Here is a 21872-nt window from a genome sequence, read left to right as displayed (position 1 = left end):
TAAGAAAATGAGTCAAAAAATCAGAATAAAACTAAAATCTTACGATCACATGTTGGTAGATAAATCTGCTGAAAAGATCGTAAAAACAGTAAAAACTACTGGAGCAGTTGTAACAGGTCCAATTCCGTTGCCAACTCACAAAAAACTTTTCACTGTATTGCGTTCTCCGCACGTTAATAAAAAAGCGAGAGAGCAATTTGAAGTAATGTCATACAAGAGATTGATTGATATTTATTCATCTTCATCTAAAACTATTGATGCTTTAATGAAACTTGAATTGCCAAGTGGAGTTGAAGTAGAAATCAAAGTATAATTTTTTTATATTTTTTCATAAAAAAGCGAAACATTTTTTGTTTCGCTTTTTTTGTTTTTAAAGCCTCTATTTAATTTAGAAAATTTAATTTTTCAACTTTTTTAAATATAAAAAAAATAATGTAAGTCCCTTTGTTTTAGGGATGTGCGAGTTGTTTTTGTTTTGGTTTGATTAACGAAATGTTAAATGTAGAACGCTTTTAGAGAGAAAAATCGAGTTCAAATTTTAAAGCGAATCAGGTTTGCTTTAGTAGTGTTTTGATGCTTGGATTTTGATAATGAGCGATTTAATTTTCGCAACTGTTTGGTATATTCAATTTTAATAACTACTTTTGCACTCCCTGTTTGGAAATTTCTGTTATTTTCAAATTGAAGGGAATTTTAGTAATTAATAATTAATATTTATGTCTGGGTTAATTGGTAAGAAAATCGGCATGACTAGTATTTTTGATGAAAACGGGAAAAACATTCCTTGTACAGTAATCGAAGCTGGTCCTTGCGTTGTTACCCAAGTCAGAACCAACGAGGTTGACGGGTATGAAGCGTTGCAACTTGGTTTCGATGACAAAAACGAGAAACATTCTACTAAAGCGGCTTTAGGTCACTTTAAAAAAGCTGGAACTGTTGCTAAGAAAAAAGTCGTTGAATTCCAGGATTTTGCAACTGAACAAAAATTAGGAGATCTTATTGATGTTACTATTTTTGAAGAAGGAGAATTTGTAGATGTACAAGGTGTGTCTAAAGGAAAAGGCTTTCAAGGTGTTGTTAAACGTCACGGTTTTGGTGGGGTTGGACAAGCTACACATGGTCAGCACAACCGTTTAAGAGCGCCAGGTTCTGTAGGAGCTTCTTCTTATCCATCTAGAGTATTCAAAGGAATGCGTATGGCTGGAAGAATGGGAGGAGAAAATGTAAAAGTTCAAAACCTTAGAGTTTTAAAAGTGGTTGCTGAAAAGAATCTGCTTGTTGTTAAAGGATGTATTCCTGGGCACAAAAACTCTTATGTAATCATTCAGAAGTAATGGAAGTAAAAGTATTAGATTTCAACGGAAAAGATACTGGTAGAAAAGTTCAACTTTCTGATTCAGTATTCGCAATTGAACCAAACAATCACGCTGTATATCTTGATGTTAAGCAATATCTTGCTAATCAAAGACAAGGTACTCACAAAGCTAAAGAAAGAGCTGAAGTAACTGGTAGTACGCGTAAGATTAAAAAGCAAAAAGGAACTGGTACTGCACGTGCAGGAAGTGTTAAGAATCCTTTGTTTAAAGGTGGAGGAACAGTTTTCGGACCAAGACCAAGAAGTTATTCATTCAAATTGAATAAAGGTTTAAAGAGATTGGCTAGAAAATCAGCTTTCTCTATCAAAGCAAAAGAATCGAATATTGTAGTTGTGGAAGACTTTAACTTTGAAGCGCCAAACACTAAAAATTTCATTAACGTTTTGAAAGCTTTAGGGTTAGAGAATAAAAAATCTTTATTCGTGTTGGGAGAGTCAAATAAAAATGTATATTTGTCGTCACGCAATTTAAAGGCTTCTAGTGTTGTAACTAGCTCAGAATTAAGTACTTACGCAATATTAAATGCTAATAATTTGGTGCTTTTGGAGGGTTCTTTAGAGTTAATTGAAGAAAATTTAAGTAAATAATAGGACAATGAGTATCATAGTTAGACCTATAGTAACGGAAAAAGTAACCAAAGAAAGTGAAGTTCTTAACCGCTTCGGATTCGTTGTTGACAAGAAAGCAAACAAAGTTCAAATTAAGAAAGCTGTTGAAGCTGCTTATGGAGTAACTATCGTTTCTGTTAACACAATGAATGTGAGACCGGACAGATCTACTAAATACACTAAAAGTGGTTTAATCAGTGGAAAGACAAATGCAATTAAAAAAGCGATTGTTCAAGTACAAGAAGGAGAAACAATTGATTTTTACAACAATATCTAAGATAGAAAAATGTCAGTAAGAAAATTAAAACCTATTACCCCGGGTCAGCGATTTAGAGTTGTGAATGGTTATGACGCTATTACAACTGATAAGCCGGAACGCTCTTTGATAGCGCCGATAAAAAACTCTGGAGGTAGAAATAGTCAAGGAAAGATGACCATGCGTTATACGGGTGGTGGTCACAAGCAGAGATATCGTATTATTGATTTCAAAAGAACTAAAGATGGAATTCCAGCTACAGTGAAATCAATCGAATACGATCCAAATCGTACTGCATTTATTGCTTTATTAGCTTATGCTGATGGAGAGAAAACTTATATTATCGCTCAAAACGGATTGAAAGTTGGTCAGAAATTAGTTTCTGGGCCAGAATCTCAGCCGGAAATCGGTAATACATTGCCTTTAAGCAGAATTCCTCTTGGAACTGTTATATCTTGTATTGAGTTACGTCCGGGGCAAGGAGCGGTTATTGCTCGTTCTGCTGGAACTTTTGCTCAGTTAATGGCAAGAGACGGGAAATATGCTACAATTAAAATGCCATCTGGTGAGACAAGATTAATCTTGTTAACTTGTTCGGCTACAATTGGAGCTGTTTCTAACTCTGACCACCAATTGGTTGTATCTGGTAAAGCAGGTAGGACAAGATGGTTAGGAAGAAGACCTAGAACTAGACCAGTAGCGATGAACCCAGTTGATCACCCTATGGGAGGTGGTGAAGGACGTTCTTCTGGAGGGCACCCACGTTCAAGAAACGGATTGCCAGCTAAAGGTTACAGAACTCGTTCTAAGAAAAACCCGAGTAACAAGTATATCGTAGAACGTAGAAAGAAATAATAAGATATGGCACGTTCATTAAAAAAAGGACCTTTTGTTCATTATAAATTAGATAAGAAAGTTCAGGAAAACGTAGAGAGTGGTAAAAATGCAGTTGTTAAGACTTGGTCTAGAGCTTCAATGATTACTCCGGATTTCGTTGGACAAACTATCGCAGTTCATAACGGTCGTCAATTTGTACCGGTTTACGTAACAGAAAACATGGTAGGTCACAAATTAGGAGAATTTTCGCCAACTAGATCTTTTAGAGGTCATGCTGGAGCAAAAAATAAAGGTAAAAAATAGAAGCAATGGGAGTTCGTAAAAGAGAAACAGCAGATGCGAGAAAAGAGGCTAATAAGTCTATCGCTTTCGCAAAATTGAATAACTGCCCTACTTCACCTAGAAAAATGCGCTTAGTAGCGGACTTGGTAAGAGGTCAGAAGGTAGAAAGAGCACTTAACATTTTAAGATTCAGTTCTAAAGAAGCTTCAAGAAAATTAGAAAAACTATTATTATCTGCAATCAACAACTGGGAGCAAAAAAATAGTGAAGGTAATTTAGAAGAAGCTGGATTATTTGTTAAAGAGATCAGAGTAGATGGTGGAATGATGTTAAAAAGACTTCGTCCGGCTCCACAAGGTCGTGCACACAGAATAAGAAAACGTTCTAATCACGTAACAATCGTGCTTGGAGCTATCAATAACACACAAAGCAATTCTTAAGCAGCATGGGACAAAAGACAAATCCAATTGGAAATAGACTTGGTATCATCAGAGGATGGGACTCAAACTGGTATGGTGGAAATGATTACGGCGATAAATTAGCTGAAGATCACAAAATCAGAAAGTATATCCACGCTCGTTTATCAAAAGCTAGTGTATCTAAAGTAATCATCGAGAGAACTTTAAAGCTTGTAACCGTTACTATCACTACTGCTAGACCTGGTATCATTATCGGTAAAGGTGGACAAGAGGTAGACAAGTTAAAAGAGGAACTTAAGAAAGTTACTGACAAAGAGGTTCAAATCAACATCTTTGAAATTAAAAGACCTGAATTAGATGCTTATCTTGTGGCGACAAGCATCGCTCGTCAAATCGAAAGCCGTATCTCTTACAGACGTGCAATCAAAATGGCTATTGCTGCTTCTATGCGTATGAACGCTGAAGGTATCAAAGTTTTGATTTCTGGTCGTTTGAATGGTGCTGAGATGGCGCGTTCAGAAGGTTTCAAAGAAGGTAGAATTCCTCTATCAACTTTCAGAGCTGACATTGATTATGCTTTGGCTGAAGCTCACACTACTTACGGTAGAATGGGTATCAAAGTATGGATCATGAAAGGTGAGGTTTACGGAAAGAGAGATCTTTCTCCACTTGCAGGAATGGATAAAAAACAATCTGGAACTGGTGGTGGTAAAGGTGGAGATTCTCCAAGAGGAGACAGAAAACCTTTTAACAAAGGTGGTAAACCAGACGCTCGTAAAAGAAAGTAAATTTTTAAACTAAAGAAAAATGTTACAGCCTAAAAGAACAAAATACCGTAAGGTACAAAAAGGTAAGATGAAAGGTAACTCTCAGAGAGGGCATGAACTTTCTAATGGAATGTTTGGTATTAAATCTGTACATGAAGATGGAATGTTCTTAACTTCTCGTCAAATTGAAGCTGCACGTATCGCTGCAACTCGTTACATGAAGAGAGAAGGACAATTATGGATTAAAATATTTCCGGATAAGCCTATCACTAAGAAGCCTCTTGAAGTACGTATGGGTAAAGGTAAAGGAGCAGTTGAGTATTGGGCTGCTGTTGTTAAACCAGGAAGAATTATGTTTGAAGTTGGAGGAGTTCCATTGTCAGTTGCAAAAGAGGCTTTGCGTCTTGCAGCTCAGAAACTTCCGGTTAAAACTAAATTCGTCGTTGCTAGAGATTTCGAAGCATAATTTATATTTATTATGAAACAATCAGAAATAAAAGATCTTTCTGCAGCGGAGTTGCAAGAAAAGCTTAGTCAAACTAAGAAAGTATATGCTGACCTAAAAATGGCTCATGCTATTTCTCCAATTGCTAACCCACTTCAAATTAGAAGTGTTAGAAGAACAGTTGCAAGATTGGCTACAGAGTTAACTAAAAGAGAGTTACAATAATTGTATTCTGCTGAAAGATGGAAGAAAAAAGAAATTTAAGAAAAGAAAGAATAGGTGTTGTTACTTCAAATAAAATGGATAAGTCTATTGTTATTGCTGAAGTAAGAAAAGTGAAACACCCATTATACGGTAAGTTCGTGTTGAAAACTAAGAAATATGTTGCACACGACGAAACAAACGACTGTAACATTGGAGATACTGTAAGAATTAGCGAAACGCGTCCTTTAAGTAAAACAAAATGTTGGAGATTAGTTGAAATCTTAGAAAGAGCTAAATAATTATGGTACAACAGGAATCAAGACTAAAAGTAGCAGATAACACGGGAGCAAAAGAAGTTTTAACTATCCGTGTTTTAGGAGGTACCAAAAGAAGGTATGCCTCTGTTGGTGACAAGATTGTAGTATCTATTAAAGATGCAACTCCTAACGGGAATGTTAAAAAAGGAGCTGTTTCAACTGCAGTAGTTGTACGTACCAAAAAAGAAGTGAGAAGAGCTGATGGTTCTTATATCCGTTTCGATGACAATGCATGTGTTCTTTTGAATGCTGCAGGTGAAATGAGAGGAACTCGTGTTTTTGGTCCGGTAGCAAGAGAACTTCGTGAAAAACAATTCATGAAAATTGTATCATTAGCACCAGAAGTGCTTTAATTCGTTTTAAGATGATAAAGCTAAAAATTAAATCAGGAGATATCGTAAGAGTTATTGCTGGAGACCATAAAGGTGCTGAAGGTAAAGTTTTGCGTGTTTACCGTGAGAAAAATAAAGCGATAGTTGAAGGTGTAAACATGGTTTCGAAACATACAAAACCAAGTGCTAAAAACCCTCAAGGTGGTATCGTTAAGAAAGAAGCTTCTATTCAAATTTCTAACATTGCTTTAATTGATCCTAAAACTAAGGAAACAACTAGGGTTGGTATTAGAGTAGAAGGAGATAAGAAAGTAAGATTTTCAAAAAAATCTAATCAAGTACTATAGTAATGGCATATACACCTAGACTAAAAGAAGAATATAAGAGTAGAGTAATCTCTGCTCTTAAAGAGGAGTTCGGATATACAAACGTTATGCAAGTTCCAAAACTTGAAAAAATCGTTTTGAGCCGTGGAGTTGGTGCAGCTGTATCTGATAAAAAACTTATCGACTATGCAGTTGATGAGTTAACTAAGATCACTGGACAAAAAGCAGTATCTACAATTTCAAAGAAAGACGTTGCGTCTTTCAAATTGAGAAAAGGGATGCCTATTGGAGCAAAAGTTACTTTGCGTGGCGAAAGAATGTATGAGTTTTTAGATAGACTTGTTACTTCTGCTTTGCCGCGTGTTAGAGATTTTAGTGGTATTAAAGCTACTGGTTTTGATGGAAGAGGTAACTATAATCTTGGAGTTTTAGAGCAAATCATTTTTCCTGAAATTGATATTGATAAAGTAAATAAAATTTCAGGAATGGATATTACGTTTGTTACTACTGCAAAAACAGACAAAGAGGCAAAGTCATTATTGGCTGAATTAGGTTTACCTTTTAAAAAGAATTAAGACATGGCTAAAGAATCAATGAAAGCCCGTGAGGTTAAAAGAGAGAAAACGGTAGCTAAGTATGCTGAAAAAAGAAAAGCTTTATTAGAAGCTGGTGATTATGAAGGCTTACAAAAATTACCTAAAAACGCTTCACCGGTTCGTTTACACAATCGTTGTAAATTAACTGGTCGACCAAGAGGTTATATTCGTCAATTTGGTATTTCGCGTGTAACTTTCCGTGAGATGGCTAATAATGGATTAATCCCTGGTGTTAAAAAAGCGTCTTGGTAATCTCGCAATAAGTTATTACTTTTGCAAACCAGAAAAATATTTTTAATTGATTAAAGGTTCGGGAGATGAGTATCTCCCGAAAACCATAATCGCAATCAAATACATATGTATACAGATCCTATTGCAGATTATTTGACTAGAGTTCGTAACGCTGTGGCTGCAAACCACAAAGTTGTTGAGATTCCGGCATCTAATCTAAAAAAAGAAATAACTAAGATCTTATTTGATCAAGGTTATATCTTAAGTTACAAGTTTGAGGACAACTCTGTTCAGGGTTCAATCAAAATCGCTTTAAAGTACGATAAAGATACCAAAGAGCCTGTAATTAAAGATATCCAAAGAATTAGTAAACCAGGTTTGCGTAAATACGCTGGTGCTGCCAAATTACCAAGAATCCTTAACGGATTAGGAATTGCTATTGTTTCTACATCAAAAGGATTGATGACAGGAAAACAAGCTAAGCAATTAAATGTAGGTGGTGAAGTAATTTGTTACGTATACTAATTTTAAAGACTATATAAGATGTCAAGAATAGGTAAAAGCCCAATTGTAATCCCTGCTGGTGTAACTGTAGAAGTTAAAGACGGTATAATTACAGTAAAAGGAAAAAAAGGTCAACTAAGTCAGGAGTTTTCGGACGTGACTGTAACAGTTGAAGGCGATCAAGCTTTAGTAGAAAGATCGTCTGATCATAAAGACCAAAGAGCAAAACACGGATTGTACAGATCATTAATCAGTAATATGATTGTTGGTGTATCTGAAGGTTTTACAAAAGAACTTGAATTAGTTGGAGTTGGTTACAGAGCTTCAAACCAAGGTCAGAAGTTAGATTTAGCTCTTGGATATTCTCACAATATTGTTTTGGAAGTTGCTCCTGAAGTAGTGGTAGAAACAATATCTGAAAAAGGAAAAAACCCTATCGTAAAATTAACATCATTTGATAAACAACTTTTAGGACAGGTTGCTGCGAAAATCAGAGGTTTCCGTAAGCCTGAACCATATAAAGGTAAAGGTGTTAAATTTGTGGGTGAAGTATTAAGAAGAAAAGCAGGTAAATCAGCTTAAAAAATAAGATTATGTCATTAACAAAATCTGATAGAAGACAGAGAATTAGATTCAGAATTAGAAAATCGATTAGTGGTACTGCTACTAATCCTAGGCTATCTGTATTTAGAAGTAACAAAGAAATTTATGCTCAACTTATTGATGATGTAAATGGAGTTACTTTGTTAGCTGCATCTTCAAGAGAAAAAGAAATAGGAAAAGGTACTAACGTTGAAGTAGCTGCTGCTGTTGGAAAACTAGTTGCTGAAAAAGCGTTAAAAGCCGGGATTGATACCATCACTTTTGACAGAGGTGGATATTTATATCACGGACGTATTAAATCATTAGCAGAAGGCGCAAGAGCCGCTGGACTTAAATTCTAATATATTATGTCTAAATACAAAAATGTAGAATTGGTAAAACCTAGTGGTCTTGAACTTAAAGATCGTCTAGTTAGTGTTAATCGTGTTACTAAGGTTACAAAAGGAGGTAGAGCTTTTGGTTTTTCTGCTATTGTAGTTGTAGGTGATGAAAACGGAGTAGTAGGTCATGGATTAGGAAAATCTAAAGATGTTTCTGAAGCAATTGCGAAAGCAGTAGAAGATGCTAAGAAAAATTTAGTAAAAATTCCTTTGAATGGACAATCTGTTCCTCACGAACAAAAAGGTAAATTTGGTGGTGCACGTGTATTCTTAATTCCGGCCTCTCATGGTACAGGAGTTATTGCTGGTGGAGCTGTTCGTTCAGTTCTTGAGTCAGTAGGGATACATGATGTATTATCTAAATCTCAGGGATCATCAAACCCTCATAACGTAGTTAAAGCAACTTTTGATGCTTTATTGCAAATGAGAAGCGCTCATACTGTTGCAAAACAGAGAGGTGTTTCTTTAGAAAAAGTTTTTAAAGGTTAATTCAAGGAAATTATGGCTAAATTATTAGTAAAACAAGTTCGAAGCAAAATCAACTGCCCTCTATCTCAAAAGAGAGGTCTGGAAGCTTTGGGTCTGCGTAAAATGGGACAAGTTGTAGAGCATGATTCAAATCCTGCTATCCTTGGGATGATAAACAAAGTTAAACACTTAGTTTCTGTTGAAGAAGCTAAATAACAAATACTGTTATGAATTTAAGTAACTTACAACCAGCTGAAGGATCAACGCACAATCAAAACAAAAGATTAGGTAGAGGAGAAGGTTCTGGAAAAGGTGGCACTGCTGCAAGAGGTCACAAAGGAGCAAAATCTCGTTCTGGTTATTCTAAAAAGATTGGTTTTGAAGGTGGGCAAATGCCACTTCAAAGACGTGTACCTAAGTTTGGTTTCACAAACATCAATCGTAAAGAATACGAAGGTGTTAATTTAGATACGCTTCAATTATTAGTAGACAATGGTTTGATTACTGATTCTGTTTCTATGGCAGATTTCGTTGCAAATCGTCTGGCTACCAAAAATGAAATCGTTAAGATTTTAGGTAGAGGAGAGTTGAAAGCAAAATTAAAAGTAACTGCTCACAAATTTACTGCTACTGCAAAAGCTGCTATCGAAGCTGCTGGAGGAGAGGCTGTAACAATATAATTTTTCTATTGTATGAAGAAATTTATTGAATCAATAAGTAATGTTTGGAAAATCGAAGAACTTAAAAACAGGATCCTAATTACACTAGGATTACTTTTAGTATATCGTTTTGGAGCACACGTTACGCTTCCGGGAATTGATGCAACTCAACTAACTGGTTTAGCGGGACAAACTAAAAATGGTTTAGGATCTATCTTAGACATGTTTACCGGAGGTGCCTTTTCTAAAGCTTCAGTTTTTGCTTTAGGAATTATGCCTTACATTTCTGCTTCAATTGTTGTTCAGTTAATGGGAATAGCGATTCCATATTTACAAAAACTTCAAAATGATGGCGAAAGCGGTAGAAAAAAAATTAATCAAATTACCCGTTGGTTAACTATTGCTATTACATTGGTTCAAGGTCCGACTTATATCTATAATTTATACAGAACGCTACCTAACAATGCATTTTTGTTAGGGTTCAACTCACCTGAGTTTTTGTTTTCTTCTGTTATTATCCTGGTTACTGGTACTATTTTTGCTATGTGGCTTGGAGAAAAAATTACTGATAAAGGGATTGGTAATGGAATTTCATTATTAATTATGGTTGGTATATTAGCTCGTTTACCACAGGCTTTTATACAAGAATTTACAACCAGAGTTACTAACAACAATGGAGGTCCAATGTTATTGGTTATTGAAATTATAGTTTGGTTGTTGGTTATCATTTCCTGTGTGTTATTAACAATGGCAGTGCGCAGAATTCCGGTTCAATATGCTCGTCGTACAACAACTGGAGATTATGAGCAGGATTTGGCTGGTGGTAACAGACAGTGGATTCCACTAAAGCTTAATGCTTCCGGGGTTATGCCAATCATTTTTGCTCAGGCAATTATGTTTATTCCTGCTGCTGTAGCCGGATTATCTAAATCAGATACATCACAATCTATTGTTGGAACATTTAGTAATATGTTTGGGTTTTGGTATAATTTTGTTTTTGCAACTTTAATTATTGTATTCACATTCTTCTATACTGCAATCACAGTACCAACTAACAAAATGGCTGATGATTTAAAAAGGAGTGGTGGTTTTATTCCAGGTGTAAGGCCAGGTGCTGAAACTTCAGACTTTCTTGATAAAGTGATGTCTTTAATAACTTTCCCAGGATCTTTATTTCTTGCTCTAATTGCTGTGTTCCCAGCCATTGTTGTAAGTGTTATGGATGTACAACAATCTTGGGCAATGTTTTTTGGAGGTACCTCTTTAATAATTATGGTTGGTGTTGCAATAGATACTATACAGCAAATCAATTCATACTTGTTAAACAAACATTATGATGGTTTAATGAAGACTGGTAAAAATAGAAAAGCAGTAGCTTAATATATTTATGGCAAAACAATCAGCAATAGAACAAGACGGATCAATCATTGAAGCATTGTCAAATGCGATGTTCCGTGTAGAGTTAGAAAATGGACATATTGTAATTGCTCATATTTCTGGTAAAATGCGAATGCATTACATCAAATTATTACCTGGTGATAAAGTGAAACTGGAAATGAGTCCTTATGATTTGTCAAAAGCAAGAATTACTTATCGATATTAAAGGATAATTACTATGAAAGTTAGAGCATCAGTAAAAAAGAGAAGTGCCGAGTGCATTATCGTGCGTAGAAAAGGGAGACTGTACGTAATAAACAAAAAGAATCCTAGATTTAAACAAAGACAAGGATAATTATGGCAAGAATAGCAGGGGTAGATATCCCAAAAAACAAAAGAGGTGTTATTGCACTTACCTATATTTTCGGATTAGGAAAAAGTAGAGCTATTGAGATTTTAGAGAAAGCTCAGGTTAGCCAGGATAAAAAAGTTCAAGATTGGAATGATGACGAGATCGGAGCAATTCGTGATGCAGTTTCATTTTACAAAATTGAAGGAGAATTACGTTCTGAAGTTTCTTTGAACATCAAACGTTTAATGGATATTGGTTGTTATAGAGGTATCCGTCACAGATCTGGTCTTCCATTAAGAGGACAAAGAACTAAAAACAACTCTAGAACAAGAAAAGGTAAAAGAAAAACTGTTGCTAACAAGAAAAAAGCAACTAAATAATAAGTAATATGGCTAAAGCAACTGCAAAAAAACGTAAAGTTATCGTTGAATCAACGGGTGAGGCTCATATTTCTGCCACTTTCAACAATATTATTATTTCTTTGACAAACAAGAAAGGTGAAGTTATTTCTTGGTCTTCAGCTGGTAAAATGGGATTCAGAGGTTCTAAGAAGAATACTCCGTATGCAGCTCAAATGGCAGCAGAAGATTGTAGCAAAGTAGCTCTTGAGGCAGGACTTAAAAAAGTTAAAGTTTATGTAAAAGGACCAGGAAACGGACGTGAGTCTGCTATTCGTTCTATTCATAACGGTGGAATTGAAGTTACAGAAATTATTGATGTTACTCCAATGCCACACAACGGATGTCGTCCTCCAAAAAGACGAAGAGTTTAATAATATTATTTAAGTATAACAAGGTAGAATTGACGATTATCGAAGGATATGACCTGAATTCATAATCTCTACCTTAAATTTAATTTTTTAGAAATGGCAAGATATACTGGTCCAAAAACTAGAATTGCTCGTAAATTTGGCGAAGCAATCTTCGGAGATGATAAATCTTTCGAAAAAAGAAATTACCCTCCTGGACAACACGGGATGGCAAAAAAAAGAGGTAAAAAATCTGAATATGCTGTTCAGTTAATGGAAAAGCAAAAAGCTAAATATTCTTATGGAATTTTAGAAAAACAATTCAGAGGTTTATTTAAAAAAGCATCAGCTACTAAAGGTGTTACTGGTGAGGTTCTTTTACAATTATGTGAGGCAAGATTGGATAATGTTGTTTTTAGAATGGGAATTGCTCCGTCTCGTAGAGGTGCAAGACAATTAGTTTCTCACAGACACATTACTGTAAATGGAGAAGTTGTAAATATCCCGTCTTACCACCTTAAGCCTGGTGATAAAGTAGCAGTTCGTGAAAAATCTAAATCTTTAGAAGCTATCGAACGTTCTTTATCAAATTCAAGTCATGTTTATGAATGGATTACCTGGAATAATGATCTTAAAGAAGGAACTTTTGTTTCTGTACCTGCAAGACTTCAAATTCCTGAAAACATTAAAGAACAATTAATCGTAGAGTTGTACAACAAATAATAATTGACTTAGTCGAAATTTATGGCAATATTTAATTTTCAAAAGCCCGATAAAGTTATCATGATCGATTCAACCGATTTTGAAGGTAAATTTGAGTTTAGACCTTTGGAGCCTGGGTATGGATTGACAGTTGGTAATGCACTTAGAAGAGTTTTGCTTTCAGCGTTAGAAGGTTATGCAATTACATCTGTTCGTATCGAGGGTGTAGATCATGAGTTTTCTACTATTTCAGGTGTTGTTGAAGATGTTACCGAGATTATCCTTAATCTAAAACAAGTACGTTTCAAACGTCAGATTGAAGATATTGATAATGAAGCAGTTACAATTTCTGTTTCTGGTAAAGATCAATTGACAGCAGGTGATTTTCAAAAATTTATTTCAGGTTTTCAAGTTTTGAATCCAGACCTTGTTATCTGTAATTTAGATTCTAAAATCAAATTGAATTTCGATTTAACAATTGAAAAAGGTAGAGGATACGTTCCTGCTGAAGAGAACAAAAAACAGAATGCTGCAATTGGAACAATTTTTACAGATTCTATTTTTACTCCGGTAAAAAATGTAAAATATGCAATCGAAAATTTCCGTGTTGAGCAAAAAACAGATTATGAGAAACTAGTTTTTGAAATTAAAACTGATGGTTCTATAAATCCTAAAGATGCTCTTACTGAAGCTGCTAAAGTTTTAATTCACCATTTCATGTTGTTTTCTGACGAAAGAATTACACTTGAGGCTGACGAAATTGCACAAACAGAATCGTATGATGAAGAGTCATTGCATATGAGACAATTGCTTAAAACTAAGCTTGTTGATATGGATTTATCTGTGAGAGCATTAAATTGCTTGAAAGCGGCTGAAGTTGATACACTTGGTGATTTAGTATCTTTCAATAAAAATGACCTAATGAAATTCCGTAATTTTGGTAAAAAATCTTTAACTGAACTTGATGAACTAGTTGCAGTTAAGAATTTAACTTTCGGAATGGATTTAGCTAAGTACAAATTAGATAAAGAATAATTCAATCCCGCTTGCGGGATTAAATTTAAAATAGCAATGAGACACGGAAAAAAAATCAATCACTTAAGCAGACAGACTGGACATAGAAAAGCTATGTTAGCTAATATGGCTTGTTCTCTTATTGAGCACAAACGTATTAATACTACTGTTGCTAAAGCTAAAGCGCTTAAACAATTTGTTGAGCCTTTAATCACAAAATCAAAAGAAGATACGACTCATAATCGTCGTATTGTTTTTGCTTACCTACGTAGCAAATATGCTGTAACTGACTTGTTCAGAGATGTGGCTGCTAAAGTTGGTGACCGTCCAGGTGGATACACTCGTATCATTAAAGTTGGAAATCGTTTAGGAGATAATGCTGATATGGCAATGATCGAACTTGTGGATTTCAATGAACTTTACAATGGTGGTAAAAAAGAAGTTAAAAAAGCAAAAAGCCGTCGTGGTGGTAAAGCTAAAAAAGCGGAAGAGGTAACTCCGGAAGCTCCGGCTGCTGAATCAGAAACGACTACTGAAGCTTCTGAATAATTATGAAAGTAATGATTCTATAGAAATCAAGGATAAGCTAATTTTTAGTTTATCCTTTTTTTTTGATTTTTTTATAACAAAATTTAACTTTTTTAAACAGTGCGGTTTTATTTTTATGAATGAAATTTTTAAAAAATCTTGTCAGCACTCTTTTAAAAAAGTAAATTTGCAAAATATCTAATTAAACCTGAGTTTTAAATTCAGTATACGTTTATAACAATACAAATTAAACAATGAAATACACAACACGACAAAGCGCCATTTTATTACTAAGTGATGGAACTATTTTTCATGGTAAATCTATCGGAATTAGCGGTAAGACTTTTGGTGAAGTTTGTTTTAATACAGGAATGACTGGATATCAGGAGATTTTTACAGATCCTTCATATTTTGGGCAAATCATGGTTACAACTAATCCACATATCGGTAATTACGGTGTAAATGATTTAGAAGTTGAATCTGAAAGCGTTAAAATAGCAGGTTTGGTTTGTAAAAACTTTAGTTTTAATTATTCCAGAGAAGGAGCTTCGGAAAGTCTTGAGGAATATTTTGCTAAACAAAATCTTATTTGCATTTCTGATGTTGATACTCGTGCTTTGGTAAGTTACATTCGTGATAATGGCGCTATGAATGCGGTTATTTGTACAGACGGAACTTCTATTGAAGATTTAAAGAGAGAATTGGCTAATGTCCCTGATATGGAAGGTTTGGAACTGGCTTCTAAAGTTTCAACTAAAGAACCTTACTTTGTTGGTGATGAAAATGCTTCATACAAAATTTCAGCATTAGATCTGGGTATAAAAAAGAATATATTAAGAAATCTTGCTAAAAGAAATTGCTACATCAAAGTTTTTCCATATGATTCAAGTTATGATGACTTGACGGCATTTAATCCAGATGGATATTTCTTATCCAATGGTCCTGGAGATCCGGATCCGCTTTTTGGAGCAATAGAAGTAGCCAAGAAAATAATTGCTGATGATAAACCTTTATTCGGTATTTGTTTAGGTCACCAGATTATTGCTCTTGCAAATGGTGTAAAGACTTATAAAATGTTTGGAGGACATAGAGGTATTAATCATCCTGTGAAGAATCTGCTGACCGGGAAAGGTGAGATAACTTCTCAAAATCACGGATTTGCTGTAAAAAGAGAAGCTTTAAATGGGCATCCGGAATTGGAACTTACTCATATACATCTTAATGATGATACTGTTGCCGGAATGAGGATGAAGAATAAGAATTGTTTTTCTGTGCAATATCACCCGGAAGCAAGTCCGGGCCCTCATGATTCTTCATATTTGTTTGATCAGTTCTTAGAGAATATCAAAAGAAGCAAAGTCTAAAACGATGTAGTTAATAAATAAAGGTGTTTAATGTTTAAAATACGTTTTTAGTATTAAATATTTTTATAATTTCGAAAAAAAAATATAATTTATTAATAAAAAACAAAAATAATGAGTATTATAATTAAAGTTCACGCAAGACAAATTCTTGATTCTAGAGGAAATCCTACTATTGAAGTTGATGTAGTAACTGAAAATGGAGTTTTAGGTAGAGCTGCTGTTCCATCTGGAGCTTCAACCGGAGAGCACGAAGCTGTTGAATTACGTGATGGAGGTAAAGCTTATCTAGGTAAAGGTGTTTTGAATGCAGTGAATAATGTAAATACTATTATTGCTGAAGAATTGGTTGGGACTTCTGTTTTTGAACAAAATACAATTGATCAATTAATGATTGATTTAGATGGTACTCCGAACAAATCTAAATTAGGAGCTAATGCTATCTTAGGTGTTTCTTTGGCTGCTGCAAAAGCTGCTGCTAACGAACTTGGTCTGCCATTATACAGATATGTAGGCGGTGTTTCTGCTAATACACTGCCAGTTCCAATGATGAACATCATCAACGGTGGCTCTCATTCTGATGCGCCAATCGCTTTCCAGGAGTTTATGATTTTCCCGGTAAAAGCGACTTCTTTTACCCATGCTATGCAAATGGGAACTGAAATTTTTCACAACTTAAAAAAAGTATTACATGATAGAGGTTTAAGTACTTCTGTGGGTGACGAAGGAGGTTTTGCTCCAAACTTAGCAGGAGGTACTGAAGATGCTTTGGATACTATCAAATTAGCAGTTGAAAAAGCTGGATATTCTTTCGGTGACGAAATTATGATTGCTCTTGACTGTGCTGCTTCTGAGTTTTATGTAAACGGTAAATACGATTACACTAAATTTGAAGGGGAAACCGGAAAAATCCGAACTTCTGCTGAGCAGGCTGAATACTTAGCTGAACTTGCTGCTAAATATCCAATTATTTCAATTGAAGACGGTATGTATGAAGATGACTGGGATGGATGGAAAGCATTAACTGAAAAAATTGGTGATAAAGTACAATTAGTAGGTGATGATTTATTTGTTACTAACGTTGCTCGACTTTCTACAGGGATTGAAAAAGGAATTGCTAATTCAATTTTAGTAAAAGTTAACCAAATTGGTACTTTGACTGAGACAATTGCTGCTGTAAACATGGCTAAAAATGCGGGTTATACATCTGTAATGTCTCACCGTTCAGGAGAAACAGAAGATAATACTATTGCTGATTTGGCTGTAGCTTTAAACTGTGGACAAATTAAGACAGGTTCTGCTTCCCGTTCAGATCGTATGGCAAAATACAATCAATTATTAAGAATCGAAGAAGAATTAGGAAATACCGCTTATTTTCCTGGGTTAAGCGCTTTTAAGATCAAATAATTGTAAGGATTATATTGATGAAACAAACCATTCGTAAAAACGAGTGGTTTTTTTTTGGGGTTTTAACAAATTCATACTATTATTCCTTTTTTAATTAGTCTTAAATTCCTTAGATTTGATAAATTATTATTTTAAAGAATTATTTCCGATATATTATGTCAAAAATAGCTACATTAGAAGTAGATGGTAAGAAAATTGAACTTCCGGTAATCACGGGAAGCGAAAATGAATCAGCTATCGATATTAACAAATTACGCGATTTAACCGGTATCATAACTATTGATCCTGGTTATAAAAACTCAGGTTCCTGCAAAAGTGAAATTACTTTCCTGGATGGAGAACTTGGTATTTTACGTTACAGAGGATATTCAATTGAAGAATTAGCAGAGAAAGCTAATTTTTTAGAAACCTCTTATCTTTTAATTTTTGGAGAATTGCCAACTGCTCAGCAATTAGAGCAATTTGAAAATGATATTAAAAAACATTCTTTGGTAAACGAAGAAATGAAAAACATTATTGACGGTTTTCCAAAAACGGCACATCCAATGGGGGTTTTGTCTGCATTAACAAGTGCTTTGACAGCGTTTAATCCAAAAGCTGTAAATGTTGATAATGACAAGGAAATGTATGAGGCTATTTGCAAAATGATGTCTAAATTTCTTGTAATTGCTACATGGACTTATAGAAAATCAATGGGCTATCCTTTAAATTATTACGATAATACTAAAGGTTATGTAGAAAACTTTATGCAATTAATGTTCCAGCTGCCAACAGGCCCTTACAAAGCAAGTCCTGTTGTTATTGATGCTTTGGATAAATTATTTATACTTCATGCTGATCACGAACAAAACTGTTCAACATCTACAGTAAGAATGGTAGGTTCATCACATGCTGGTTTATATGCTTCAATTTCTGCAGGTGTATCAGCACTTTGGGGACCTCTTCATGGTGGAGCAAATCAGGCGGTACTTGAAATGTTGGAAGAAATCAACAAAGATGGTGGAGATACTGATAAATTCCTGGCAAAAGCAAAAGATAAAAATGATCCATTCCGTTTAATGGGATTCGGACACAGAGTTTATAAAAATTTTGATCCAAGAGCTAAAATTATCAAGAAAGCAGCTAAAGAAGTTTTGGAGACATTAGGCGTTGAAGATCCAATTTTAGACATTGCAAGAAAATTAGAAACTGCAGCTCTTGAAGATGAATACTTCAAATCAAGAAACTTATATCCAAACGTTGATTTCTATTCTGGAATCATTTACAGAGCTTTAGGGATTCCAACTGATATGTTTACAGTAATGTTTGCAATTGGAAGGTTGCCAGGCTGGATTGCGCAATGGAAAGAAATGCGCGAAAACAAAGAGCCAATTGGGCGACCAAGACAAATTTATACTGGTCATCCATTGCGAGAATTTAAATCGAATAAATAATCATATTGAAAGCTTCACTTAACTGTGGAGCTTTTTTTTATATTTGCAACAAAAAATAACATTTATGTTGCAATTAAATATTAAGAACGAAACTTCAAGATTGCGTGCTGTGGTTTTGGGTTCTGCCGTTCATAATGGGCCAACTCCTACAATAGACGAGGCCTATGATCCAAAGTCATTGGAACATATAAAAGCAGGAACATACCCTCTTGAGAAAGATATGATTGTGGAGATGGAAGCCTTTAATGCTGTCTTTCAAAAATATAATGTAAAGGTTTATCGGCCTCAAATGATTGAAAATTACAATCAGATTTTTGCCAGGGATATAGGTTTTGTAATTGACGATGTTTTTATAAAATCGAATATTTTACCAGACAGGGAGCGTGAACTTGATGCTATTCAATATGTAATTGATGAAATTAATCCTTTAAAAGTGCTGCGTCCGCCTGAAGAAGTTCATATAGAAGGCGGCGATGTTATGCTTTGGAATGATCATATTTTTATTGGTACTTACAAAGGAAGCGATTACAAAGATTATATAACAGCCAGAACTAATATGCATGGTGTTGATTATATCAGAGAATTATTTCCTAATAAAGTTGTCAAGGAATTTGATTTGGTTAAGTCTAAAATAGAGGCCAGAGATAATGCACTACATCTGGATTGTTGTTTTCAGCCTGTTGGAAAAAACAAAGGAATTATCTATAAAAGAGGTTTTCGTGAAGAAGCTGACTATATGTATTTAGTAGCGCTTTTTGGTAAAGAAAATCTATTTCATATTGAAAGAAACGAAATGTATAATATGTTTTCGAATGTGTTTTCTATTGATGAAAATGTAGTGGTTTCAGAAAAGAATTTCACAAGATTAAACAATTGGTTACGGGCAAATAGTTTTATCGTGGAAGAAATCCCTTATGCAGAAATTTCTAAGCAGGAAGGTCTTTTAAGATGTTCGACTTTACCGTTAATTAGAGATTAATCACCGTTTGAGTTTTCAAGTTGACTTTTTTTGTTGTGAGCCTGAAAATTTAAATCTGAATAAAAATATAAAATTATGAAACAAACAACTAATGCAATAGTAATGATTCGTCCGGTTGCATTCAGGATGAATGAACAGACTTCTGTAAATAATTATTATCAAAAAGTTTTAGACGGGCTTTTGCCAAGTACTGTAAATGCTAAGGCACAGCAGGAGTTTGACGTTTTTGTTGAAAAGCTGAAAGCTGTAGGTGTTGATGTTATTGTTGTTGAAGATACGCCTGAAACAGATACTCCGGACAGTATTTTTCCAAACAACTGGGTTTCTTTTCATGAAAATGGAGATGTAGCCTTGTATCCCATGTTTGCTGAAAATCGTCGTCATGAGCGTCGTGAAGATATCTTAGATGTTTTAGAAGAGAAAGGTTTTGAGATTAATGATATCATGGATTATACCTCTGCAGAAGAAGACGGTATTTTTCTTGAAGGGACAGGTAGTTTGCTTTTAGACAGAGTTAATGAAAAAGCATATTGCGCCTTATCTCCTCGTGCAGATGAAGAATTATTTATTGAATTCTGCGAGGACTTCGATTATGCTCCGATAATTTTTGAAGCATTCCAAACTGTAAACGGTGAGCGTAAATTAATTTATCATACGAATGTTATGATGTCTATAGGTGAAACTTTTGCAGTTATTTGTGCTGATAGTATTGATGATAAAAAAGAGCGTAAAATGGTTTTGGAAAGCCTGAGAGCTGATAAAAAAGAAATTATTTTAATTACAGAAGATCAAGTAAATAATTTTGCCGGGAATATGCTGGAAGTTAGAGGGACAAATGATAAAAAATATGTCGTTATGAGCGCATCAGCGTACCAGAGTTTAACCGAAAAGCAAATTAAACAATTGGAAAGTCATGCTGAAATTTTAAGTTCAAGTTTAGATACAATTGAAGCCTGTGGCGGAGGAAGCGCAAGATGTATGATGGCCGAAGTTTTCCTGCCAAGAAGCTAATTTTAAAATTTGCAATAAGAAATCCAAATTCCATTCTGTGATTCAGCCTGGAATTTGGATTTTTGTTTTACAAATTTGAATGGTTACATCAAATTTCCTTTTATAATATTAATAACAGAGCTGACTATGTATTGAATTCCTATGGCAATTACAATAAAACCAATTATTCTGGAAATAGCAACAATTCCTGAAGCTCCTAAAATACGCGCTAAATAATGTGCGCTTTTTAAAATAATATAAATGGTAATTGCTATAGCCAAAATAGCTAAGCTTGTAATTATTATTTCTGTCATTTCGTGATGTTCCTGATAAAAAGCAATTAATAGGGAAATAGACCCTGGACCAGCCAGCATTGGTATTGCTAACGGAGTGAGTGCAATGTCGTTTCTCTTTTGTGCATCATTTTCAATCTTTTTGTTGATCCCTCTTTTCTTGCTTATTTTTCCTGATAACAATGAAAAACCAGAGTTCAAAATTACTATGCCTCCTGCAATGCGAAGTGCGTCAATACTGATTCCGAAAAAAGTCAGTACATATTGTCCAATAAAGAATGAGACCATCAAAATAATAAAAACATTGATAGCGGTCCATAATGAAATACGGGAACGTTCTGCAGCGGAGTCATCATGAGTAAGCCCTACAAAGATTGGGACAGTACCGATTGGATTCAAAACTGAGAAAAGGGCAGCAAATAAATAAATAAATAAATCCATAATATGTTTGGGTTGATAAAGTAAAAGTAATTAAATTTAAAGGTTTACTCTAAAATGATTAGGATTATTGTTTTTATCTTTTATGTGTTGAAATCAATAACTAACAGGAAATTCAGCCTTTTTTGATTACTTTTGTAACTTATTCGGAAATAATGAAAAACAAAAAAACTTTGGTTCTCGGTGCTACTACAAAACCGGAGCGCTATGCTTTTAGAGCTATAAATGTGCTTACCCAAAAGGGACATACTGTTTTGGCAATAGGTCAAAATGCAGGAGAAGTAGCGGGAGTGAAAATCCACACTAAGGCTATTCCTGTTACAAATATAGATACAGTCACTTTATATTTAAATCCGGTTCGTCAGCGTGATTACTATAATTATATTGTGGAGGCACAGCCTAAACGTGTAATTTTTAACCCGGGTACTGAGAATCCTGAGCTGTATCAATTACTTGAGCTTAATAATATAAAAGTTGAAGTTGCCTGTACATTAGTTTTACTGGCAACAAATCAATATTGATTTTTTTAGAAGCTATTTCCTGCTGTACACTATATCTTTTGCGCCGAACCCCGGCACAAAAGGATGCCGTTTCCATCAGGGCTCATATCTTTGACATAGATTAAAAATATGAAAATGTA

Annotated in this window: 36 protein-coding genes; 35 read left to right on the top strand and 1 reads right to left on the bottom strand. The window is 34.6% G+C overall.

What is annotated here, in order from left to right; translation table 11 throughout:
* Nucleotides 1–7 precede the first annotated feature (7 nt).
* The 34 genes from rpsJ (at nt 8) to ctlX (ending at nt 20522) form a co-directional block, all read left to right on the top strand.
* Entirely contained in the window at nt 8–313 is a 306-nt protein-coding gene (gene rpsJ / locus GXM17_RS19720; RefSeq protein WP_007803605.1) for a 30S ribosomal protein S10, read from the top strand.
* 403 nt (nt 314–716) lie between these two features.
* A complete protein-coding gene (gene rplC, locus GXM17_RS19715; RefSeq protein ID WP_144217592.1) occupies nt 717–1334 on the top strand; it encodes a 50S ribosomal protein L3 in 618 nt (205 codons plus the stop codon).
* Nucleotides 1334–1963 (top strand): 50S ribosomal protein L4, encoded by a 630-nt coding sequence (gene rplD / locus GXM17_RS19710; RefSeq protein WP_163401238.1) that lies wholly within the window; start codon nt 1334–1336, stop codon nt 1961–1963. Before rplC ends, rplD begins: the two co-directional genes overlap by 1 nt.
* A gap of 7 nt (nt 1964–1970) precedes the next feature.
* Complete coding sequence (gene rplW, locus GXM17_RS19705; RefSeq protein WP_163401237.1) at nt 1971–2261, top strand: 50S ribosomal protein L23; 291 nt, start codon at nt 1971–1973, stop codon at nt 2259–2261.
* Nucleotides 2262–2270: 9 nt separating this feature from the next.
* On the top strand, nt 2271–3095 hold the full coding sequence (gene rplB / locus GXM17_RS19700) for a 50S ribosomal protein L2 (RefSeq protein WP_008464287.1): 825 nt from the start codon (nt 2271–2273) through the stop codon (nt 3093–3095).
* Nucleotides 3096–3101: 6 nt separating this feature from the next.
* Entirely contained in the window at nt 3102–3380 is a 279-nt protein-coding gene (gene rpsS, locus GXM17_RS19695) for a 30S ribosomal protein S19 (protein WP_008464288.1), read from the top strand.
* A 5-nt stretch (nt 3381–3385) separates the two neighbouring features.
* A complete protein-coding gene (gene rplV, locus GXM17_RS19690; RefSeq protein WP_007803631.1) occupies nt 3386–3799 on the top strand; it encodes a 50S ribosomal protein L22 in 414 nt (137 codons plus the stop codon).
* A gap of 5 nt (nt 3800–3804) precedes the next feature.
* Complete coding sequence (rpsC, locus tag GXM17_RS19685) at nt 3805–4566, top strand: 30S ribosomal protein S3 (RefSeq protein ID WP_007803635.1); 762 nt, start codon at nt 3805–3807, stop codon at nt 4564–4566.
* A gap of 19 nt (nt 4567–4585) precedes the next feature.
* Complete coding sequence (gene rplP, locus GXM17_RS19680; protein ID WP_017495016.1) at nt 4586–5011, top strand: 50S ribosomal protein L16; 426 nt, start codon at nt 4586–4588, stop codon at nt 5009–5011.
* Nucleotides 5012–5023: 12 nt separating this feature from the next.
* Nucleotides 5024–5215 (top strand): 50S ribosomal protein L29, encoded by a 192-nt coding sequence (rpmC, locus tag GXM17_RS19675; RefSeq protein ID WP_008464297.1) that lies wholly within the window; start codon nt 5024–5026, stop codon nt 5213–5215.
* Between the two features lie 17 nt (nt 5216–5232).
* Entirely contained in the window at nt 5233–5493 is a 261-nt protein-coding gene (gene rpsQ, locus GXM17_RS19670; RefSeq protein WP_007803646.1) for a 30S ribosomal protein S17, read from the top strand.
* Nucleotides 5494–5495: 2 nt separating this feature from the next.
* Complete coding sequence (gene rplN, locus GXM17_RS19665) at nt 5496–5864, top strand: 50S ribosomal protein L14 (protein WP_007803649.1); 369 nt, start codon at nt 5496–5498, stop codon at nt 5862–5864.
* Nucleotides 5865–5875: 11 nt separating this feature from the next.
* Nucleotides 5876–6190 carry a 50S ribosomal protein L24 gene (gene rplX / locus GXM17_RS19660; protein WP_026727873.1) on the top strand — a complete coding sequence of 105 codons (315 nt, stop codon included), beginning with the start codon at nt 5876–5878 and terminating at the stop codon, nt 6188–6190.
* A gap of 2 nt (nt 6191–6192) precedes the next feature.
* Nucleotides 6193–6744, top strand: coding sequence for a 50S ribosomal protein L5 (gene rplE, locus GXM17_RS19655; RefSeq protein WP_007803652.1), 552 nt, complete (start codon nt 6193–6195; stop codon nt 6742–6744).
* Between the two features lie 3 nt (nt 6745–6747).
* Entirely contained in the window at nt 6748–7017 is a 270-nt protein-coding gene (gene rpsN, locus GXM17_RS19650; RefSeq protein WP_031456037.1) for a 30S ribosomal protein S14, read from the top strand.
* A gap of 105 nt (nt 7018–7122) precedes the next feature.
* Nucleotides 7123–7521, top strand: coding sequence for a 30S ribosomal protein S8 (gene rpsH, locus GXM17_RS19645; RefSeq protein WP_017495014.1), 399 nt, complete (start codon nt 7123–7125; stop codon nt 7519–7521).
* Between the two features lie 18 nt (nt 7522–7539).
* Nucleotides 7540–8082, top strand: a complete 543-nt coding sequence (rplF, locus tag GXM17_RS19640; protein ID WP_163401236.1) for a 50S ribosomal protein L6 — start codon at nt 7540–7542, stop codon at nt 8080–8082.
* Between the two features lie 11 nt (nt 8083–8093).
* On the top strand, nt 8094–8444 hold the full coding sequence (gene rplR, locus GXM17_RS19635; RefSeq protein WP_072960630.1) for a 50S ribosomal protein L18: 351 nt from the start codon (nt 8094–8096) through the stop codon (nt 8442–8444).
* 3 nt (nt 8445–8447) lie between these two features.
* A complete protein-coding gene (gene rpsE / locus GXM17_RS19630; RefSeq protein WP_085950926.1) occupies nt 8448–8972 on the top strand; it encodes a 30S ribosomal protein S5 in 525 nt (174 codons plus the stop codon).
* Nucleotides 8973–8984: 12 nt separating this feature from the next.
* Nucleotides 8985–9167 carry a 50S ribosomal protein L30 gene (gene rpmD / locus GXM17_RS19625; RefSeq protein ID WP_017495010.1) on the top strand — a complete coding sequence of 61 codons (183 nt, stop codon included), beginning with the start codon at nt 8985–8987 and terminating at the stop codon, nt 9165–9167.
* Nucleotides 9168–9178: 11 nt separating this feature from the next.
* Complete coding sequence (rplO, locus tag GXM17_RS19620) at nt 9179–9631, top strand: 50S ribosomal protein L15 (protein WP_163401235.1); 453 nt, start codon at nt 9179–9181, stop codon at nt 9629–9631.
* A 12-nt stretch (nt 9632–9643) separates the two neighbouring features.
* A complete protein-coding gene (gene secY, locus GXM17_RS19615) occupies nt 9644–10990 on the top strand; it encodes a preprotein translocase subunit SecY (RefSeq protein ID WP_163401234.1) in 1347 nt (448 codons plus the stop codon).
* A gap of 7 nt (nt 10991–10997) precedes the next feature.
* Complete coding sequence (infA, locus tag GXM17_RS19610) at nt 10998–11213, top strand: translation initiation factor IF-1 (RefSeq protein WP_007136545.1); 216 nt, start codon at nt 10998–11000, stop codon at nt 11211–11213.
* 12 nt (nt 11214–11225) lie between these two features.
* A complete protein-coding gene (gene ykgO / locus GXM17_RS19605) occupies nt 11226–11342 on the top strand; it encodes a type B 50S ribosomal protein L36 (protein WP_002987490.1) in 117 nt (38 codons plus the stop codon).
* Between the two features lie 2 nt (nt 11343–11344).
* Nucleotides 11345–11719 (top strand): 30S ribosomal protein S13, encoded by a 375-nt coding sequence (gene rpsM, locus GXM17_RS19600; protein WP_012022478.1) that lies wholly within the window; start codon nt 11345–11347, stop codon nt 11717–11719.
* An 8-nt stretch (nt 11720–11727) separates the two neighbouring features.
* Complete coding sequence (gene rpsK / locus GXM17_RS19595) at nt 11728–12111, top strand: 30S ribosomal protein S11 (protein WP_007803677.1); 384 nt, start codon at nt 11728–11730, stop codon at nt 12109–12111.
* A 93-nt stretch (nt 12112–12204) separates the two neighbouring features.
* Complete coding sequence (rpsD, locus tag GXM17_RS19590) at nt 12205–12810, top strand: 30S ribosomal protein S4 (protein WP_007803679.1); 606 nt, start codon at nt 12205–12207, stop codon at nt 12808–12810.
* Nucleotides 12811–12831: 21 nt separating this feature from the next.
* Nucleotides 12832–13824 carry a DNA-directed RNA polymerase subunit alpha gene (locus GXM17_RS19585; protein ID WP_026109818.1) on the top strand — a complete coding sequence of 331 codons (993 nt, stop codon included), beginning with the start codon at nt 12832–12834 and terminating at the stop codon, nt 13822–13824.
* Nucleotides 13825–13860: 36 nt separating this feature from the next.
* Nucleotides 13861–14352, top strand: coding sequence for a 50S ribosomal protein L17 (gene rplQ / locus GXM17_RS19580; RefSeq protein ID WP_163401233.1), 492 nt, complete (start codon nt 13861–13863; stop codon nt 14350–14352).
* Between the two features lie 233 nt (nt 14353–14585).
* Nucleotides 14586–15695, top strand: a complete 1110-nt coding sequence (carA, locus tag GXM17_RS19575; protein ID WP_163401232.1) for a glutamine-hydrolyzing carbamoyl-phosphate synthase small subunit — start codon at nt 14586–14588, stop codon at nt 15693–15695.
* A gap of 111 nt (nt 15696–15806) precedes the next feature.
* A complete protein-coding gene (eno, locus tag GXM17_RS19570) occupies nt 15807–17099 on the top strand; it encodes a phosphopyruvate hydratase (RefSeq protein WP_163401231.1) in 1293 nt (430 codons plus the stop codon).
* A gap of 155 nt (nt 17100–17254) precedes the next feature.
* Entirely contained in the window at nt 17255–18532 is a 1278-nt protein-coding gene (locus GXM17_RS19565; RefSeq protein ID WP_163401230.1) for a citrate synthase, read from the top strand.
* A 64-nt stretch (nt 18533–18596) separates the two neighbouring features.
* Nucleotides 18597–19511 (top strand): dimethylarginine dimethylaminohydrolase family protein, encoded by a 915-nt coding sequence (locus GXM17_RS19560; protein ID WP_163401229.1) that lies wholly within the window; start codon nt 18597–18599, stop codon nt 19509–19511.
* A 75-nt stretch (nt 19512–19586) separates the two neighbouring features.
* Nucleotides 19587–20522, top strand: a complete 936-nt coding sequence (ctlX, locus tag GXM17_RS19555; RefSeq protein ID WP_163401228.1) for a citrulline utilization hydrolase CtlX — start codon at nt 19587–19589, stop codon at nt 20520–20522.
* 83 nt (nt 20523–20605) lie between these two features.
* On the opposite strand, the gene GXM17_RS19550 is transcribed toward ctlX, so the two are convergent.
* The gene (locus GXM17_RS19550; RefSeq protein WP_163401227.1) at nt 20606–21235 is read right to left on the bottom strand and encodes a MarC family NAAT transporter; all 630 of its coding nucleotides are present in this window, start codon (nt 21233–21235) and stop codon (nt 20606–20608) included.
* A gap of 152 nt (nt 21236–21387) precedes the next feature.
* Between GXM17_RS19550 and GXM17_RS19545 the strand changes: the two genes are divergently transcribed.
* Nucleotides 21388–21753 carry a CoA-binding protein gene (locus tag GXM17_RS19545; protein WP_163401226.1) on the top strand — a complete coding sequence of 122 codons (366 nt, stop codon included), beginning with the start codon at nt 21388–21390 and terminating at the stop codon, nt 21751–21753.
* Nucleotides 21754–21872: the final 119 nt, after the last annotated feature.

The organism is Flavobacterium fluviatile (assembly GCF_010645065.1).
In the GTDB taxonomy this organism is placed as follows: Bacteria; Bacteroidota; Bacteroidia; order Flavobacteriales; family Flavobacteriaceae; genus Flavobacterium; species Flavobacterium fluviatile.
This window is presented reverse-complemented; position numbering and strand designations above follow the sequence as displayed.

What these genes read in the sequence shown, in the direction of transcription:
- rpsJ (WP_007803605.1), top strand. Translation starts at nt 8, where the DNA reads ATGAGTCAAAAAATCAGAATAAAACTAAAATCTTACGATCACATGTTG.
- rplC (WP_144217592.1), top strand. Translation starts at nt 717, where the DNA reads ATGTCTGGGTTAATTGGTAAGAAAATCGGCATGACTAGTATTTTTGAT.
- rplD (WP_163401238.1), top strand. Translation starts at nt 1,334, where the DNA reads ATGGAAGTAAAAGTATTAGATTTCAACGGAAAAGATACTGGTAGAAAA.
- rplW (WP_163401237.1), top strand. Translation starts at nt 1,971, where the DNA reads ATGAGTATCATAGTTAGACCTATAGTAACGGAAAAAGTAACCAAAGAA.
- rplB (WP_008464287.1), top strand. Translation starts at nt 2,271, where the DNA reads ATGTCAGTAAGAAAATTAAAACCTATTACCCCGGGTCAGCGATTTAGA.
- rpsS (WP_008464288.1), top strand. Translation starts at nt 3,102, where the DNA reads ATGGCACGTTCATTAAAAAAAGGACCTTTTGTTCATTATAAATTAGAT.
- rplV (WP_007803631.1), top strand. Translation starts at nt 3,386, where the DNA reads ATGGGAGTTCGTAAAAGAGAAACAGCAGATGCGAGAAAAGAGGCTAAT.
- rpsC (WP_007803635.1), top strand. Translation starts at nt 3,805, where the DNA reads ATGGGACAAAAGACAAATCCAATTGGAAATAGACTTGGTATCATCAGA.
- rplP (WP_017495016.1), top strand. Translation starts at nt 4,586, where the DNA reads ATGTTACAGCCTAAAAGAACAAAATACCGTAAGGTACAAAAAGGTAAG.
- rpmC (WP_008464297.1), top strand. Translation starts at nt 5,024, where the DNA reads ATGAAACAATCAGAAATAAAAGATCTTTCTGCAGCGGAGTTGCAAGAA.
- rpsQ (WP_007803646.1), top strand. Translation starts at nt 5,233, where the DNA reads ATGGAAGAAAAAAGAAATTTAAGAAAAGAAAGAATAGGTGTTGTTACT.
- rplN (WP_007803649.1), top strand. Translation starts at nt 5,496, where the DNA reads ATGGTACAACAGGAATCAAGACTAAAAGTAGCAGATAACACGGGAGCA.
- rplX (WP_026727873.1), top strand. Translation starts at nt 5,876, where the DNA reads ATGATAAAGCTAAAAATTAAATCAGGAGATATCGTAAGAGTTATTGCT.
- rplE (WP_007803652.1), top strand. Translation starts at nt 6,193, where the DNA reads ATGGCATATACACCTAGACTAAAAGAAGAATATAAGAGTAGAGTAATC.
- rpsN (WP_031456037.1), top strand. Translation starts at nt 6,748, where the DNA reads ATGGCTAAAGAATCAATGAAAGCCCGTGAGGTTAAAAGAGAGAAAACG.
- rpsH (WP_017495014.1), top strand. Translation starts at nt 7,123, where the DNA reads ATGTATACAGATCCTATTGCAGATTATTTGACTAGAGTTCGTAACGCT.
- rplF (WP_163401236.1), top strand. Translation starts at nt 7,540, where the DNA reads ATGTCAAGAATAGGTAAAAGCCCAATTGTAATCCCTGCTGGTGTAACT.
- rplR (WP_072960630.1), top strand. Translation starts at nt 8,094, where the DNA reads ATGTCATTAACAAAATCTGATAGAAGACAGAGAATTAGATTCAGAATT.
- rpmD (WP_017495010.1), top strand. Translation starts at nt 8,985, where the DNA reads ATGGCTAAATTATTAGTAAAACAAGTTCGAAGCAAAATCAACTGCCCT.
- rplO (WP_163401235.1), top strand. Translation starts at nt 9,179, where the DNA reads ATGAATTTAAGTAACTTACAACCAGCTGAAGGATCAACGCACAATCAA.
- secY (WP_163401234.1), top strand. Translation starts at nt 9,644, where the DNA reads ATGAAGAAATTTATTGAATCAATAAGTAATGTTTGGAAAATCGAAGAA.
- infA (WP_007136545.1), top strand. Translation starts at nt 10,998, where the DNA reads ATGGCAAAACAATCAGCAATAGAACAAGACGGATCAATCATTGAAGCA.
- ykgO (WP_002987490.1), top strand. Translation starts at nt 11,226, where the DNA reads ATGAAAGTTAGAGCATCAGTAAAAAAGAGAAGTGCCGAGTGCATTATC.
- rpsM (WP_012022478.1), top strand. Translation starts at nt 11,345, where the DNA reads ATGGCAAGAATAGCAGGGGTAGATATCCCAAAAAACAAAAGAGGTGTT.
- rpsK (WP_007803677.1), top strand. Translation starts at nt 11,728, where the DNA reads ATGGCTAAAGCAACTGCAAAAAAACGTAAAGTTATCGTTGAATCAACG.
- rpsD (WP_007803679.1), top strand. Translation starts at nt 12,205, where the DNA reads ATGGCAAGATATACTGGTCCAAAAACTAGAATTGCTCGTAAATTTGGC.
- GXM17_RS19585 (WP_026109818.1), top strand. Translation starts at nt 12,832, where the DNA reads ATGGCAATATTTAATTTTCAAAAGCCCGATAAAGTTATCATGATCGAT.
- rplQ (WP_163401233.1), top strand. Translation starts at nt 13,861, where the DNA reads ATGAGACACGGAAAAAAAATCAATCACTTAAGCAGACAGACTGGACAT.
- carA (WP_163401232.1), top strand. Translation starts at nt 14,586, where the DNA reads ATGAAATACACAACACGACAAAGCGCCATTTTATTACTAAGTGATGGA.
- eno (WP_163401231.1), top strand. Translation starts at nt 15,807, where the DNA reads ATGAGTATTATAATTAAAGTTCACGCAAGACAAATTCTTGATTCTAGA.
- GXM17_RS19565 (WP_163401230.1), top strand. Translation starts at nt 17,255, where the DNA reads ATGTCAAAAATAGCTACATTAGAAGTAGATGGTAAGAAAATTGAACTT.
- GXM17_RS19560 (WP_163401229.1), top strand. Translation starts at nt 18,597, where the DNA reads ATGTTGCAATTAAATATTAAGAACGAAACTTCAAGATTGCGTGCTGTG.
- ctlX (WP_163401228.1), top strand. Translation starts at nt 19,587, where the DNA reads ATGAAACAAACAACTAATGCAATAGTAATGATTCGTCCGGTTGCATTC.
- GXM17_RS19550 (WP_163401227.1), bottom strand. Translation starts at nt 21,235, where the DNA reads ATGGATTTATTTATTTATTTATTTGCTGCCCTTTTCTCAGTTTTGAAT.
- GXM17_RS19545 (WP_163401226.1), top strand. Translation starts at nt 21,388, where the DNA reads ATGAAAAACAAAAAAACTTTGGTTCTCGGTGCTACTACAAAACCGGAG.